The sequence below is a fragment of the Streptomyces sp. NPDC050448 genome (assembly GCF_040655295.1).
GTDB lineage: Bacteria > Actinomycetota > Actinomycetes > Streptomycetales > Streptomycetaceae > Streptomyces.
Map to the genome: position 1 here is coordinate 111,001 of NZ_JBFAJR010000019.1, position 14,907 is coordinate 125,907.

The window sequence follows — 14,907 nt, forward strand, 5'->3', positions numbered from 1 at the left end:
GCCCGCCGCCCCGCTACGGCAGCGGGGCTCCGCGGGCGGTGAGCCACAGCTCGTACCACTCCTCGTGCGTGAGATCGGGTTCGCGCAGCGCGGCGTCGCGACAGGCACGGATGCGCTCGGGGCGGCCGCTTCCCAACACGGGGGCGACCCGGGCGGGATGCCGCTGGAGCCACCACAGCAGGACCGTCTCCGGCGTCGTGCCCTTCGCGTCGGCCAGCGACCGGACGAGACGGGCCGTTGCCCGCTCGTCGGGGCTCTCCTGCCGGCCGGTGAAACGGCCCTGCGCCAGCGCGCCCCAGGCCTGGAGGCGGACACCGTTCTCCAGGCAGTACTCGACCGTCCCGGAAGGGAAACCGCTCGCCGCCGCCGCGGCCGTGTTGACGAGGACGCCGTCCTCGAGCCAGTCCCGCCGGTCCAGGCTCATCTCCAGCTGGTTGGCGACCAGCGGGAACTCCAGATGCCGCTGGAGCCGGGCGATCTGCGCGGCGTTCATGTTCGAGACGCCGAAGCGGCGGACCAGCCCCTGCTCGCGCAGCGAGATGAGGGCCGCCGCTATGTCCTCCGGGTCGGCCAGGGGATCGGGCCGGTGCAGGAGCAGGACGTCGATGGCATCGGTGCGAAGGCGGCCGAGGCTCTCCTCGACGCGCCGCACGATGGAGGGGCCGCGCAGGTCGTAGATACCGGGGCGGCCGCCTTCCGCCAGCCGGATCCCGCACTTCGTCTGCAGCACGATCCGCTCACGGAGGCCGGGAGTACGGGCCAGGACCTCTCCGAAGACGGCTTCCGCCTTGCCGCGGCGGTAGATGTCGGCATGGTCGAAGGTGTCGATGCCGCTGTCCAGCGCCGCCGCGATCGCCGCCTCGGCCGCATCGATGTCGGAGGAGCCGTAGGCATCCGTGTCCCAGCTGCCGCCGAGCGCCATGCACCCGTACAGCAGCCGGGTGCCGGCCTTCTCCGATGGTGTGATCGTCATGCCGCCACCCTACGAGGCCGCGGCCCGGCCCCGTATCCCCGCTCCACGCGCGGGAATCCGGGCCACCGGCTTCGCGGCGGGCCAGGGGCGCGGGGCTTCCACGGGCTTCCTCTGCGGCGGAGGCGTCCTCGGCGGGTAGGAGGGCGGCACCTTCGGTCCGCTCGCACCGGTCGGCTTCGTCGTCATGCGACCACGCTACGGGCAGGGACGGGTTCCCCGGGCGGGATGCGCGGCCCCGGCCCGGGAACAACCGGCGGACCGGCCCGTCACCTGCGCTCCCCCGAGGCGTCCAGGACGTCCAGCCCGTCCAGGCCGGTGAGTTCCCGGCCCAGGACGTCCAGCCCGGCGAGGTCCACCTGCCGACGGGGTGCCTGCTCGGGGAGGGCCTCGGCCCGCAGGATCCGGTCGAAGCGGAAACCGCGGGTCGCACCCCGCAGCCGGCACCAGGCGATCAGGTACCAGCGTTCGCCGCCCAGGAAGCCGAGGGGCTCCACCAGCCGGTCGGTGGCCGCGCCGTGCCGGTCCGCGTAGCTCAGCCGGACCACCCGGGCATCGGCGAGCGCGTCTTGGAGGACGCGCGGCACCGGGAGCACAGCGGCCCCGGAGTCGATCAACTGGACGCGGGCGGCGAGGCCGGCCGCCCGGTCACGCTCCTGCGGCGGCATGACGGCGAGCACCTTGTGCAGCGCGGACCGTGCGGCCTCGGTGAAGGGTGTTCCGGCCAGCGCATGCAGCCCGGCCGCCAGGGCGGTCGCCTCGGCGGCGGTGATGGTCAGCGGCGGCAGGCTCCGGCTGCGGTCGAGGACGTAGCCGCCGCTGCGGCCCGGTTCGGCGTAGACCGGTACGCCGGTGTCCTGGAGCGACCGCAGGTCCCGTTCGATCGTACGGGTGCTGACTTCGAAGCGCCCGGCCAGCCAGCGCGCGCTGCGGGGCCGGGGGGCCACGGCGCGCAACTCCTCGACCAGCGCGTACAACCTGTCCGTTCGGTTCACGAGACCTCAGACTATGCGGCCCGGGCCGCCGCGGTGCCGGGGGGCGCCATGGCCCACCGCGGCTGCCGCGGCGGTGGGCCGTGGTGCGTGCGCCGCCGTGGGTTACGGCGCCATCTCGTACGCCCCGGACAGCGCCTCGACGCGCTCCCAGACCCGGGCCGAGCGGGCCTCGTCGACGACCGGACGCCGGACCGCTCCGAGCGCCCAGCTCTGCTGCTCCTCGGTGGCCGAGTCCTTTCCGTGCAGCTCCACGGCGTGCGCGGAGAAGTCGCGGACGAGGACGGCGAAGAGCTCGTCCAGCACGTCCTCGTCGAGGCCGGTCAGCCGCGCCTGCTCCAGGATCAGCTGGCCGTGGACGACGAGCGCGAAGAGCTGGCCGACGGCGAGCAGGAGGTCGAGGTCGCGGCTCTGCTCCTCATCGGGGGCAGCGGTGGTGACGAACGTGCACAGCGCGTCCGCCTGCTCGCGGAAGCGGGCGACATTGGGCAGGGCCGCGTACGCGTCGAAGGCGGCGCGCCAGTCGTGGAAGCGTACGGAGCCGAGGCCGCGGGCCGGGCCCTGCCGGAAGAGGAAGTCGTCGTCGGCCGCGTCGAGGCGGGTCGGGACGGGCTCGTACTCGGCCGGGTCCAGCAGGTGGTTGCGCATGAACTTGAGGATCAGCGCGAGGTTGACGTGGACCGTGCCCTCCAGCTTGGGCAGCCCGCGGATCTCGACGGCGGCCTGGGCGAAGTAGTTGTCCTTCTCGAAGCCCTTGGCGGCGATGACGTCCCACATCAGGTCGATGACCTTCTCGCCCTCCGTGGTCACCTTCATCTTCGTCATCGGGTTGAAGAGCAGGTAGCGGCGGTCGTCGGGGCCCGCGGTGCGGAAGTAGTCGACGGCGCGGGCGCTGAACAGCTTCATCCCGGCGAGCCGTACGTACGCGTCCGTCAGCTCGCGGCGCACGTGCGGGAAGGCGGTGACGGGGCGGCCGTACAGGATGCGGCCCTGCGCGTGGGTGACGGCCTCGTACATCGCGTGCTCGCAGATGCCGATCGAGGCGGTGCAGAGGTTGAACTTGCCCACGTTGACGGTGTTGAGGGCGGCGTCGAAGGCGGCGCGGCCGGTGTGCAGGACGTCGTCCGGGCCGACCGGGTAGTCCTCGAGGCGGAACTCACTGACGTACTTGGAGGAGTCGACGACGTTCTTCACCAGGTGATAGGCGGGGTGACGGCTGTCGGCGGCGAAGAAGACGTATCCGTCCGGGCCCTCGATGTCGGTGCGGCGGCCGAAGACGGAGACGAGACCGGCCGCGTTGCCGTTGCCGATGTAGTACTTGGAGCCGGTGGCCCGGAAGCCGCCGTCGCCGTCGGGCTCCAGCAGCATGTCGGTGGAGTAGATGTCGGCGCCGTGGGTCTTCTCGGACAGGCCGAAGGCGAACACCTCGCCCTGGGAGAGGAGTTCGGCGGCGCGGGCGCGGGCGGCGGCGTTGTCGCTCTGCCAGACGGGGCCGAGGCCGAGGATCGTCACCTGCCAGGCGTACCAGTAGTCGAGGCCGTAGAACCCGAAGATCTCGTTGAGGGCGGCGATCCGGGCGGTGTCCCAGCGCTTGTCCGCACAGCCGTCGGCGGCGGGGGCCGGGGTGAGGAAGGTGGCGAACAGGCCTTCCTTGGCGGAGAAGGCGAGGAAGTCGCCCAGCCAGGCGCGGGTGCGGTAGTCCTCGATCAGCTTGCGCTTGCCGCGCCCCTCGAACCAGTCGACGGTGGCGCGCAGCAGCCTGCGGGTCTCGGGGTCGAAGTGCTGCGGATCGTAGGTGCGCGGGTTGAACAGCAGGGCGTCGGCCATGGAGGTTCGCCTTCCCAGGGGTTGAGGGGTGAAGGGTGCTGGTTTATACGGGGGGCGGTTCAGCTGCGCGGGCGGGACGCGGCGAGCCGCTGGACGGTGGCGAGCACGTCGTCGAGCCAGGCGATCGTCATCCGTTCGTACGCGATGCCGCCGCGGAGCACGACATGCTGCAGTTCCTGACCGGCGTCGGGCGACGCGGGCGCCTCGGGACCGGTGAAGTCGCGCCGTTCCCCGGCCAGATAGTGGGCGAGCCGGTCGCGGTGCACCTGGCGGTGCCGCTCGACCTCGTGGACGAGTGCGGCCGGGTCGTCGAACGCCGCGCCGCGGATCTTCACGGCGAGGTCGTGCCGGAGGCTCTCGGGTTCGATCGGCTCGTGCAGCCAGCCGGAGAGGGCGGTGCGGCCGGGGCCGGCGACGGAGTACTCCTTCTTGTCCGGCCGGCCCTGCTGCGCCACCTCGCGGACGGCGAGCAGGCCGTCGTTCTCCATGCGCTTGAGGACGCGGTAGATCTGCTGATGGGTGGCGGTCCAGAAGTAGCCGATGGACCGGTCGAACCGCCGGGCCAGCTCGTAGCCTGAACCCGGCTTCTCCAGCAGCGAGACGAGGATCGCGTGTTCGAGCGCCATACCGCGATCCTTCTATGCAACTCGTTGCATAGACAAGTCACAGCGCCCGGGTGAGACGCGGCTCACCCGGGGGCCGCCGCGACGGACGAGCGCGCAGGCACCCGAAAGCAGGTCCGAGTTGTCACGCGATGAGCGGAGTCGGCGGTTCTGCCACCCTCCGCCCGGCCCTGAGGCACTAGCGTGACCCGTACACAAACCCACCCCACAGGCGTCGGGCAGGCGGTACCCCCGCAGCCCGCCCGGCACCGACAGCTGCTGCCCGAGGAACTCCGGTTGACAGGTCGCAGGACAACGGAACGACGCAGGCCCTACTTGCCGCGCACGCGGTACTGGTTCGACAGTGTCATGGCGCGGGGAACGCCGGTGCTCATCGGCTGGCTGACGCTGGCCTGCCTGGCCGTCGTGGTCCCGGCGAGCGTGGCGCTGGTCTGGGCCGACCGCCGGGCGCCCGCCACCTGGTCGGGGCAGCTGGCGGCCGTCTGGGTCAGCGTCGGGCAGACCCTGAAGATCGGCGGTGCGGTCGGCAGCCCGCTCTACGTGCTGTTCTCGGTGCTGCTGGCCCTGGTGGCCCTGCTGTTCGTCTCCACGCTCGTCAGCCTGATCACCACCGGCCTCAACGACAAGGTCTTGGCCCTGCGGCGCGGCCGGTCCACCGTTCTGGAGGAGCAGCACACCGTTCTGCTGGGCTGGTCCGAACAGGTCTTCCCGATCGTCTCCGAGCTGATCGCCGCCAACTCCAACCAGCGCCGGGCGGTCGTCGCCGTCCTCGGCCCGAAGGACAAGGCGGAGATGGAGGACGAGATCGCCCTCGCGGCCGGCCGCCTGGGCCGCACCCGGCTGATCTGCCGCAGCGGCGTGACGACGGACCCCGCGGTGGTCGCACTCGTCAGTCCCGAGACGGCCCGAGCCGTCCTCGTCCTCACCCACGAGGGCGGGGGCGGCGACGCCCATGTGGTGAAGACCCTGCTCGCCCTGGAGGCGGCCGTACGGGGGCGGGGCCGCCCCGGCGTCGTCGCCGCCGTCCGCGACGGCCGCCACCACCGCGCGGCGCAACTCGCCGCCGGGACGCACGGCCGGGTGCTGAACATCGAGGACGTCACCGCCCGCCTCATCGCCCAGACCTCGCGCCAGCCAGGGCTGTCCCTCGTCCACCAGGAGCTCCTGGACTTCGCCGGGGACGAGTTCTACACGGTCCGCGAGCCCGGCCTGACCGGGCGCACCTTCGGCGAGCTGCTCCTCGCGTACGCCACCTCGTCCGTCGTCGGCATCCTGCGCGCCGCCGGCGGGGTCGAGCTCAACCCGGCGGTCGACAGCGTGCTGGGAGTGGACGACCGGATCGTCCTCATCACCGAGGACGACGACACGGCAGTGACGGCGGACGGACCGCTCGCCGTGGACGAGGCGGCGATCGTGCCGCCCGGCACGTCGGTGCCGCCCGCCGAGCGCTTCCTCATGCTCGGCTGGAACCGCCGCGCTCCGCTGATCATCGACCAGCTCGACCCGTGCGTGCCCGAGGGGTCCGACCTGGTGATCATGGCGCAGGGCGAGGAGGCGCTCCGGGACGCGGCCCGGTGCGCGAAGTCGCCCGCACGCCGGATGCAGATCACGGTCCACGGCGGGGACATCACCGACCCGCGCGCTCTGGACGATCTGGACGTGCCGTCCTTCGACCGCACCATCGTGCTCGGGTACGACGACACGGACGACGCCGCCCCGGGTGCGCTCGGCGGTGACGACCGGACCCTGGTGACCCTGCTCCACCTGCGTGCGCTGGAGGAGGCCTCGGGCCGGGAACTGGCCGTCGTGACCGAGATGGCCGACGACCGCAACCGCCTGCTCGCGCCCGCGCGGGAGGGCGCGGACTTCATCGTCGGGGGCCGGCTCATCAGCCTGCTGATGACGCAGATCGCGGAGAACCGGCACCTCGCCGACGTCTTCGACAGCCTGTTCTCGGCCGGTGGCGACTCCCTTCACCTGAAGCCCGCGACGCACTACGTCCTGCCCGGACGCGCGGTCACCTTCGCCACGGTCGTGGAGTCCGGCCGCCGTCAAGGGCACTGCGTCATCGGCTACCGGCTGCACGAGGACGGCGCGCACGGCCCCTCGTACGGGGTACGGATCAATCCGGACAAGAACGACCCCGTACGGTTCGGCGCGCAGGACGCGGTGATCGTGCTGGCCCGGGAACCGGTGGCCCCGGCCGCCCTCTCCGCCACTCCCGTGTCCGAAGCCCTGCCCCGTGGCCGGACGAGCACCGCCGCCACCGAGGCGATCGGCGGGCCCTGACGCGAACGAACACTTTACCCGCCCCTGATGGCATGCTCCGATCAAATCTGCCAGGCTCTTCCGGCAGTCGTCGCCCTGACCCAGGGGGACACGGCACAGCAGATCTCACTCAGCGCTCGTGCAGACGATGCGCACAGCCCGCGGCTGCCCTTCGGCGCACCCGAGCCGGCCGGGCGGCCACCGAGCAGGCCGGAATCCCGGCCGCCTCAAAGGAGTTCCGTGTGAGACCGACCCCCCACAAGGCCTTCGCCGCGAGCGCGTTCGCCCTCGCCGCACTGGCTGCCGCCGCACTCTCCATCACCCCGGCGGCCGCCGCGCCGCACAAGGCACCTCTCGCAGCCGCCTGCACCCCGGCCCAGGTGGTCGCCAACGGCGGCTTCGAAAGCGGCACTTCGCCCTGGACCCCGTCGTCGACCAGCGTGATCACCAGCCGCACCGGGCAGAGTGCCCACAGCGGCACCAGCTTCGCCTGGCTGAACGGTGTCGGCAGCACGCACACCGACACGCTCTCCCAGAGCGTCACGATCCCGTCCGGATGCAGCACCGCCACCCTCACCTTCTGGCTGCACATCGACACCGCCGAGAGGACCACGTCGACCAAGTACGACAAGCTGACGGCGAAGATCGGCACCACGACGCTGGCGACGTACTCGAACCTCGACAAGAACACCGGCTACGTCCAGAAGTCGTTCGACGTGTCGGCCTTCGCGGGCCAGACCGTGGACGTCGCCTTCACCGGCACCGAGGACTCCAGCCTCCAGACGAGCTTCGTCGTCGACGACGTGGCCCTCGACACCTCCGGTGGCACCGTCCCGCCCACCGACTCCACACGCACACCGGCCGCCCCCTCGTACACCGTCAGCCTCAGCAGCAATACGAGCGGCACCGTCTGGACCGGCCACGAGAGCGCGGCCTTCACCAACGTCTCCTCCACCGCGCTGAGCGAGGTGTACCTGAGGCTGTGGGACAACTACCACGGCACCTGCTCCGCCATGCCGATCACAGTCGGCAACGTCACCGGCGGCACGGCGGGCGCCCTCTCGGTCGGCTGCACGGCCCTGAAGATCGACCTGCCGGCGCCGCTGACGCAGGGGCAGACCGCCACGATCGGCTTCGACCTGGGCATCACCGTGCCCAGCGGCGCCGACCGCTTCGGCTATGACGGGGCCTTCAGCATGCTCGGCAACGCCCTGCCCGTCCTCGCGGTCAGGGACGGGGCGGGCTGGCACCTGGACCCGTACACCAACAACGGAGAGTCCTTCTACTCGCTGGCCTCCGACTTCCGCGTGACCCTCGACCACCCGAGCACCCTGCTCGTCCCGGCCACCGGCGCCTCGGCCGACACGCCCGGCTCCAGCGGACGTACGGTCACCACGGCGACCGCCTCCAAGGTCCGCGACTTCGCCTGGGCGGCCGGCCCGTTCAGCAAGATCTCCGGCACCTCGGCCGCCGGCACCCCGATCAACATCTACTCCGTCTCGGGCATCAGCTCGGCCGACTCGCAGTCGATGCTCACCACCGCCGAGTCCGCCGTGGACGCCCACTCGGCCCGCTTCGGCGCCTACCCCTACGGCGAACTGGACGCCGTGATCGACAACAACTACTGGTTCGGCGGAATGGAGTACCCCGGATTCGTCCTCGACCTGGTCAGCACCACGGCGCTCACCCACGAGATCGGCCACCAGTGGTGGTACGGCATCGTCGGCGACGACGAGTACGCCGGCCCGTGGCTCGATGAGGCGTTCACCGACTACGCCACCGACCTGGCACTGAACAAGACCGGCACCAACTGCTGGAACAGCGTCTCGTGGGCCGGGTCGGCGGAGAAGATCACCAACTCCATGGCCTACTGGGACGCCCACTCGTCCCGGTACTCCACCGTCGTCTACGGCTACGGCAAGTGCGCCCTGCACGACCTGCGGCGCGTCCTCGGTGACAGTGTGATGGCCAAGCTGCTCAAGGACTACGCCACTTCGCACTGGTACGGCGTCTCGACCACCGCCGAGTTCAAGGCGGCCGCCCAGGCCGCCACGGCCACGAACCTGACCTCGTTCTGGACCCAGCACCGCATCGACGGCTGACCCGGCACCGGTTCGCCGCGGTGGGCGCCTCCCGGCGCCACCCCCGGCGAACCGATGACCGGCGGGCAATGGCCGGTGACCGATGACCTCACCGCTCCTCGCCGGGGCGGTGAGGTCAGCCGGCCGAGGCGAAGACGCGGTGGCCGGTGACGGACCAGACCTCCGCGATGCGTCCGTCCTCGACCGCCAGGATGTCGATGCCGCTCTTGCTCACCTGGTTCCCCGAGGCATCGGGGAACGTCACGGTCCACCGCCCGGCGATCTGACCGCCGGCCGCGTCCACCGCAGGCGTGCCGCTCAGGTGGTAGCGCACACCGGGGATGGACTCCCGGTGGGCGGCCACGAAGCCGGCCAGCTCGCGCGGGCCGCGCAGGTCGTCGCTCGCGGCGGCCCTGGCGCCGTCGGCATCGTTGGCGAAGGAGATCCGGAATCCGGGCGTGACGATCCGCTCGGTGAGGGCCAGTTCGCCGTTCCACATCGCGGTCCACTGCTCGAACAGCCGGACGCCCAGGGCGTGGGAGCCGGCGGCCGGCGCGCTCTCGGGGCGCGCGGCGCCCTCGGCGTTCACGGTGTTCGCGGTGTTCGCGGTGTTCGCGGTGTTCGCGGTGTTGACGGCGGTCTCGGCGGTCTCGGTGGTCATGCTCATGTGCGATGCCTCATTTCACGTGCGTGCGCTGCGTGTCCGTGCTGCCGGGCGGGGACCTCTGTCCGCCGCCCGTGACACCCATGCTCTCCGCCTCCCGCGACACCGTCCTGTCGGTGTTTACGATCACATCCCGCCGCTCCCGAAGGACAGCGGCGCTCTAGCAGTCACCTGTGACATGTGAAATATTACCTGCGCTTCGACCGAACTCACCGAAAGGTCAGCCACGTTGCGCAGACTCCCCGCGGTGGTAGCGGCGATATCCCTCGCCCTCCTCGCCACCCCCGCGCTCGCCGCGCCCGCCCCGCCCCCGGCGGCGCGGCAGGCCCCCGAACTGTCCCCGGCTCCGCCACCCGCACCACTGGAGCTCCAGCGCCAGAGCCTGCGCCGCCAAGCCCTCGAGGGCGTCGCCTCCGGCGCCACGGCGGCCGAGGCGGACGGCACGCTCCCCCGCCGGGCCGCGGTCGGCAAGCAGTACGTCGAACTCGCCCAGGAGCGCAAGGACAAGGTCTTCGTGATCCTCGCCGAGTTCGGCGACCAGGTGGACTCGACCACCGAGTTCGAGGGCAAGCCGCGCTTCGGCGGCACGCCCGGCCCCCGGCACGACACCATCGCCAAACCCGCGAAGAGCGACAACCACACCCTGTGGCGCAAGGACTTCAGCCAGGCGTACTACCAGCAGCAGTTCTTCGGCACCGACCCCGGCGCCGTCACGCTCCGCAATTACTACCGGTTGCAGTCCTCCGGCCGCTACGACATGGACGGCCAGGTCAGCGACTGGGTACGGCTGCCGTGGAACGAGGCCCGGTACGGGACCGACAACTGCTCCGAGGCCGGCCAGTGCCGCACCAACTGGGACCTCGTACGCGACGCCACCAACGCCTGGTACGACGCCGAGCGCGCCAAGGGCCGTACCCCTGAGCAGATCAAGGCCCAGCTGGCCGAGTACGACGTGTGGGACCGCTACGACGCCGACCACGACGGCAACTTCGACGAACCGGACGGCTACCTCGACCACGTCGTCGTCGTGCACGCGGGCAAGGACCAGACCTGGGGCGGCGGCGACCAGGGCAAGGACGCCGTGTGGGCACACCGCTGGTTCGCATACTGGGACCAGGCGGGCAGCGCGGGGCCCGCGGGCAACAAGGCGGGCGGCACCCCGGTCGGCGACTCCGGCATCTGGGCCGGCGACTACCTGACCGGCGGCGAGAACAGCGGAGTCGGCCTGTTCGCCCACGAGTTCGGGCATGACCTCGGGCTGCCCGACCTGTACGGCTCCGACGGGGACAACAGCGTCAACTTCTGGTCGTTGATGTCCTCGGCCTCGTACCTCGGCAAGGGGCGGAACACCACCGGCGACTACCCCGGCGACCTCGACCCCTGGAGCAAGCTGCAACTGGGCTGGCTGGAGTACACCGAGGCCGACGCGGGCCGCAAGACGCGCGCCGTACTCGGAGTCTCCGGCTACAACACCGAGGATCCACAGGCCCTGTTGGTGCACCTGCCGCCTTCGGTGACCCGCACCGACCTGACCGATCCCTTCGAGGGCGGCAGCCAGTGGTGGAGCGGCACCGGCGACTTCATGGACAACACACTGACCCGGACGGTCGACCTCTCCGGCCAGACACCCGGCACGGGACGGGCGCGGCTCGATGCCCGCGTCTGGTACGACACCGAAAAGGACTTCGACTTCCTGACCGTGGAGGCCTCCACGGACGGCGGTACCACCTGGTCCGCCCTGCCGGGCACGGTCGGCGGCGCCCCGATCCCGGCGAAGGGGATCTCCGGCACCTCGGGCGGCTGGGCCGAACTCGCCGTGCCGCTGGACGGGTTCGCGGGCCGCGGCATCCAGCTGCGGCTGCGGGCGACCTCGGACGGCAACACGCACGGCAAGGGCGTCACCTTCGACGACATACGGATCACGGCGGGTGAGCGGGAGCTGCTGCGCGACGGCGCCGAGCAGGGCGCCAACGGCTGGACGGCGCAGCGCTGGTCGCGTACGCAGGGCCGGACCGGGAGCGCGGAGCACCCGCGCGCCTACCTGGTCGAGAACCGGCGCTACACCGGATACGGGAGGTACCTCAAGAGCGGTCCGTACAACTTCGGCTCCGGGAACGACACCGTGGAGTTCTACCCGTACCAGCAGGGCGTGCTCATCTGGCTCTGGGACACGGCGTACAGCGACAACACCACCAAGGCCCACCCGGGCGCGGGGATGCTGCTGCCCGTCGACGCGCGGCCGGAGCCGCTGCGGGCCGCCGACGGCACCCTGCTCAACGCGCGTGCGCAGACCTTCGACGCGACGTTCTCCACGCGTCCGAGCGACGAGATCGTGCTGCACAAGGCCGGTGTGCCGGTGCTGATCCCGGCGCGGCCGGGTGTCCCGGTCTTCGACGACCGGCGGGGCAGCTACTGGAACGCCGACCTGCCGCAGGTGGGCGTGAAGGTGCCCGACACCGGGACCCGGATCGCAGTGGTGAAGGAGGCCTCGGGAGGCGCCCTGACCACCGTCCAGGTCAGCCCGTCTCCCTGACGCACGAACGTCTCCCCGGTCCTCTCGCGTCCGGGCCGCGAGAGGACCGGGGAGCGGCGAACCAGCCCGCCCTGCGGAGGCGGTCTCCTGACGCCGGGCCCGCCTCGCTGGACACGTCTGTTCGTACCGGCACTACGGAAGCGGCGTTTCAGTCGCCGTCGGCGGTGAAGGGGCCGCTCGTGCCGAAGGCCAGTTCGGCGAAGCGGTCACCCATGCGGCGGTGGGTGGCGGCGTCCGGGTGGAGCCGGTCGGGGAGCGGCAGGTCGGCGAAGTCCGCTTCGCCGTAGAGGTCGCGGCCGTCGGCGTAGTGCAGGTGGGGGTCGTCGGCCGCCCGTTGTTTCACGATGCGGGCCAGCTCCTCACGGATCACGTTGAGCGTCAGCTTCCCTGCGGCCCGCTCCGCGGGGTCGCCCGCGGCGCGGAACTGCAGCCTCCCGGCGCTGAGGTTGCCGAAGTCGGGGGCGCTGGGGCCGGGGGTGTCCTCGTGGATGGGGCACAGGATGGGCGAGACGACCAGCAGGGGCGTGGTGGGGTGCCCCTCGCGCAAGGTGTCGAGGAAGCCGTGCACGGCCGGGGTGAAGGCGCGCAGGCGCATCAGATCCATGTTGACCAGGTTGATGCCGATCTTGACGCTGATCAGGTCCGCGGGGGTGTCCCGCATGGCCCGGGCGGTGAACGGATCGAGCAGGGCGCTCCCGCCCAGCCCCAGGTTGACCAGCTCCACCTCGCCGAGGGAGGCAGCCAGCGCCGGCCAGGTCGTGGAGGGACTCGCGGCGTCCGAGCCGTGGCTGATCGAACTGCCGTGGTGCAGCCACACCCTGCGGCGTCCCTGCGGCAGGGTCTCGACGGGGGCGTCCGTGCGCAGGGCTACGAGCTCGGTGAGCTCGTTGTACGGCAGCCAGATCTCGACGTCCTTCGGCCGGTCGGGCAGACCGGCGAACCGGACCGTGCCGACCGGGCCGGGGCGGGTTTCCGCGGACCCGGTGGTCATGTCGACCATGAGGACGTTGCCGCCGGTCACATGGGACTGCCCGGCCAGGCGGCCGTCGACGAGCAGGTCGTACACGCCGTCCGGGCGGGGCGGGGCGCCCACGTAGGCCGTCTTGGTGCGGAGCGTGTCCAGCTCGACGACGGTGGCCCGGGTCCGGAACACCAGCCGTACGCCGGAGGGCTGGGCCTCCGCCATGGCCAGCTGCCCGTCGGCGCACTGCGCGCGGGCCCATGCCGGCAGCCGGTGCGGGAGTACACCGTGCGCGGTGCGCTCCAGGTCGAGCGCACCGCGCAGGAGTTCCGCGGTGATGGGCGTGGTGGTCCGGCCGGAGGGGCCGGGTACGGGTTCAACGGGTTCATGCGGCTGGCTCATGATCTCAGCCTGTCAACAGGACGCCGGATCCGCACATCAGTTTGCTCAGGGTGGCCGGACTGCCGCCCGGGTGCCTGAGGCGGCCACCGTCGGGTGTCACGCGCGGCTCGCCGCAGCCACGGTCGTTGCGGCGGTCAGCCAGGTCAGGGCGTAGAGCCAGCCGCCGAGCACATCCGTGGGCCAGTGCACTCCGAGGTAGATCCGGCTCAGGCCGACGGCGATCGCCCAGCAGGCCGCCACCGCCCAGCAGAGCCGCGCGGTGGCCGGAGCCGCCGCACGCCGTGCGGCCCAGGCCAGCAGCCCGGCCACGATCGCCGAGGTGGTGGCGTGACCGGAGGGGAAGGCGAAACCCGAGGCGTGCGCGGCCCAGTCGGCGACGGGCGGACGCGGCCGCGCCACCCCGTACATGACGGCGTAGCGCACGCCTTGGACGAGCAGCAGGAAACCGAGTGCACCCGCGGCCGTCAGCACCCGGCCGCGGGCGTCCCGGCCCGCGATCAGCCCGGCGGCGACGGCGCACACGTACGGGAAGGGACCGCTGCCGGTCGCCGTGATACCGCGCGCAAGGACCACCGGGCCGGCGGAGCGGTGCTGCACCGACCACCGGTGCCAGCGTTCATCGAGGGCGTACGGGGCGCCGTGCCGGGCCACGACCAGGGCGGTCAGCAGAGCGAACAGGGCGGCACACAGCAGCGCGGCCATGGTCCGGCGGGTGGGCGAGGGTGCGTTGGCGGCCTTCATCGGAGGTCGATCCGGGGCCGCGGCGGCGTCGCGCCCGGTCGTCGTACGAGGGCGGCTGCGAGCCGGCTCACTGCGAGCCTCCGTTCGAGGTGCGGCCGGCCCGTCGGCGGATCATTTCGACGGCCAGTGGGGCGAGGGAGACGAGAACGAAGAGGGCGACGATCGGCAGGAGGTAGCGGTCGACGTCGGGCACCGAGGAGCCGAGTGCGTAACCGGCGAGCACGAGGCCCACGGTCCACACGAGCCCGCCGACGACCTGCCACAGCATGAAGACGCGGGCGGGTACGTCGAGGGCTCCGGCCAGCGGATTCAGCACGGTGCGCACGATGGGGACGAAGCGGGCCAGCAGGATGGCCTTCGCGTGCCCGTAGCGGTCGAGGAGTTCTTCGGCCCGCTCGGCGCCTTCGTGGAGTTTGCGGCTGCGGCTGCGGGCCAGCAGGGCCCGGCCGCCGCGCCGTCCGATGAGGTAGCCGGCCTGCGCGCCGAGGAGGGCTCCGGCCGACGCCGCGCAGAGCACGAGGGGCAGCGAGAGGTGTACCGGGCCGTGCGCGCCCGGCACGCAGAAGAGGCCGGCGGTGAAGAGGAGCGAGTCGCCGGGCAGGAAGAAGCCGATCAGGAGTCCGGTCTCGGCGAACAGGACGACCGCGATGCCCAGCGCCCCGAAGGCCGCGAGCAGGGAACCGGCGTCCAGCAGGTTGACGGCCTGGGGGCTGAGGCCCTGTACCGCCGCCGCGAGAGGGGAAGGGGCCATGGGGAACAACTCCCGTACGGTGAGGGGGCGAGAGCCCAGGACGACACCCGACCGGCGGCCGGCCACAGTTCCGTAGACGGTCTACGGAACTGTA

The 14,907-nt window shown here is 71.9% G+C and carries 11 protein-coding genes; 3 read left to right on the plus strand and 8 right to left on the minus strand.

Features of this window, described 5'->3' with window-relative positions; translation table 11 throughout:
• Nucleotides 1–13: 13 nt before the first annotated feature.
• From AB0I68_RS22705 to AB0I68_RS22720, 4 genes are all read right to left on the minus strand, one after another.
• Complete coding sequence (locus AB0I68_RS22705) at nucleotides 14–973, minus strand: aldo/keto reductase (protein WP_363179162.1); 960 nt, start codon at nucleotides 971–973, stop codon at nucleotides 14–16.
• 266 nt (nucleotides 974–1,239) lie between these two features.
• Nucleotides 1,240–1,965: a WYL domain-containing protein gene (locus AB0I68_RS22710; RefSeq protein ID WP_363179163.1), complete on the minus strand. Its 726-nt coding sequence runs from the start codon at nucleotides 1,963–1,965 to the stop codon at nucleotides 1,240–1,242.
• 102 nt (nucleotides 1,966–2,067) lie between these two features.
• Entirely contained in the window at nucleotides 2,068–3,789 is a 1,722-nt protein-coding gene (locus tag AB0I68_RS22715; RefSeq protein WP_363179164.1) for an acyl-CoA dehydrogenase family protein, read from the minus strand.
• Nucleotides 3,790–3,848: 59 nt separating this feature from the next.
• Nucleotides 3,849–4,415: a PadR family transcriptional regulator gene (locus AB0I68_RS22720; RefSeq protein ID WP_363179165.1), complete on the minus strand. Its 567-nt coding sequence runs from the start codon at nucleotides 4,413–4,415 to the stop codon at nucleotides 3,849–3,851.
• 345 nt (nucleotides 4,416–4,760) lie between these two features.
• Here AB0I68_RS22720 and AB0I68_RS22725 point away from each other — a divergent pair, with 345 nt between their 5' ends.
• Together AB0I68_RS22725 and AB0I68_RS22730 are read left to right on the plus strand one after the other, a co-directional pair.
• Nucleotides 4,761–6,701 carry an NAD-binding lipoprotein gene (locus tag AB0I68_RS22725; RefSeq protein ID WP_363179166.1) on the plus strand — a complete coding sequence of 647 codons (1,941 nt, stop codon included), beginning with the start codon at nucleotides 4,761–4,763 and terminating at the stop codon, nucleotides 6,699–6,701.
• 221 nt (nucleotides 6,702–6,922) lie between these two features.
• Nucleotides 6,923–8,782 (plus strand): M1 family aminopeptidase, encoded by a 1,860-nt coding sequence (locus AB0I68_RS22730; RefSeq protein ID WP_363179167.1) that lies wholly within the window; start codon nucleotides 6,923–6,925, stop codon nucleotides 8,780–8,782.
• A 115-nt stretch (nucleotides 8,783–8,897) separates the two neighbouring features.
• Here AB0I68_RS22730 and AB0I68_RS22735 read toward each other — a convergent pair whose 3' ends face one another.
• Nucleotides 8,898–9,428 (minus strand): nuclear transport factor 2 family protein, encoded by a 531-nt coding sequence (locus AB0I68_RS22735; RefSeq protein WP_363179168.1) that lies wholly within the window; start codon nucleotides 9,426–9,428, stop codon nucleotides 8,898–8,900.
• A 244-nt stretch (nucleotides 9,429–9,672) separates the two neighbouring features.
• On the opposite strand from AB0I68_RS22735, the gene AB0I68_RS22740 reads away from it, so the two are divergent.
• Nucleotides 9,673–11,958, plus strand: coding sequence for an immune inhibitor A domain-containing protein (locus AB0I68_RS22740; protein WP_363179169.1), 2,286 nt, complete (start codon nucleotides 9,673–9,675; stop codon nucleotides 11,956–11,958).
• Between the two features lie 148 nt (nucleotides 11,959–12,106).
• Here the strand turns inward: AB0I68_RS22740 and AB0I68_RS22745 are convergent, their stop codons facing one another.
• The 3 genes from AB0I68_RS22745 to AB0I68_RS22755 form a co-directional block, all read right to left on the minus strand.
• Nucleotides 12,107–13,321: a GDSL-type esterase/lipase family protein gene (locus AB0I68_RS22745; protein ID WP_363179170.1), complete on the minus strand. Its 1,215-nt coding sequence runs from the start codon at nucleotides 13,319–13,321 to the stop codon at nucleotides 12,107–12,109.
• Nucleotides 13,322–13,417: 96 nt separating this feature from the next.
• On the minus strand, nucleotides 13,418–14,062 hold the full coding sequence (locus AB0I68_RS22750; RefSeq protein ID WP_363179171.1) for a phosphatase PAP2 family protein: 645 nt from the start codon (nucleotides 14,060–14,062) through the stop codon (nucleotides 13,418–13,420).
• A gap of 67 nt (nucleotides 14,063–14,129) precedes the next feature.
• Nucleotides 14,130–14,813 (minus strand): DedA family protein, encoded by a 684-nt coding sequence (locus AB0I68_RS22755; RefSeq protein ID WP_363179172.1) that lies wholly within the window; start codon nucleotides 14,811–14,813, stop codon nucleotides 14,130–14,132.
• Nucleotides 14,814–14,907: the final 94 nt, after the last annotated feature.

What these genes read in the sequence shown, in the direction of transcription:
- AB0I68_RS22705 (WP_363179162.1), bottom strand. Translation starts at nt 973, where the DNA reads ATGACGATCACACCATCGGAGAAGGCCGGCACCCGGCTGCTGTACGGG.
- AB0I68_RS22715 (WP_363179164.1), bottom strand. Translation starts at nt 3,789, where the DNA reads ATGGCCGACGCCCTGCTGTTCAACCCGCGCACCTACGATCCGCAGCAC.
- AB0I68_RS22720 (WP_363179165.1), bottom strand. Translation starts at nt 4,415, where the DNA reads ATGGCGCTCGAACACGCGATCCTCGTCTCGCTGCTGGAGAAGCCGGGT.
- AB0I68_RS22725 (WP_363179166.1), top strand. Translation starts at nt 4,761, where the DNA reads ATGGCGCGGGGAACGCCGGTGCTCATCGGCTGGCTGACGCTGGCCTGC.
- AB0I68_RS22735 (WP_363179168.1), bottom strand. Translation starts at nt 9,428, where the DNA reads ATGAGCATGACCACCGAGACCGCCGAGACCGCCGTCAACACCGCGAAC.
- AB0I68_RS22745 (WP_363179170.1), bottom strand. Translation starts at nt 13,321, where the DNA reads ATGAGCCAGCCGCATGAACCCGTTGAACCCGTACCCGGCCCCTCCGGC.
- AB0I68_RS22750 (WP_363179171.1), bottom strand. Translation starts at nt 14,062, where the DNA reads ATGAAGGCCGCCAACGCACCCTCGCCCACCCGCCGGACCATGGCCGCG.
- AB0I68_RS22755 (WP_363179172.1), bottom strand. Translation starts at nt 14,813, where the DNA reads ATGGCCCCTTCCCCTCTCGCGGCGGCGGTACAGGGCCTCAGCCCCCAG.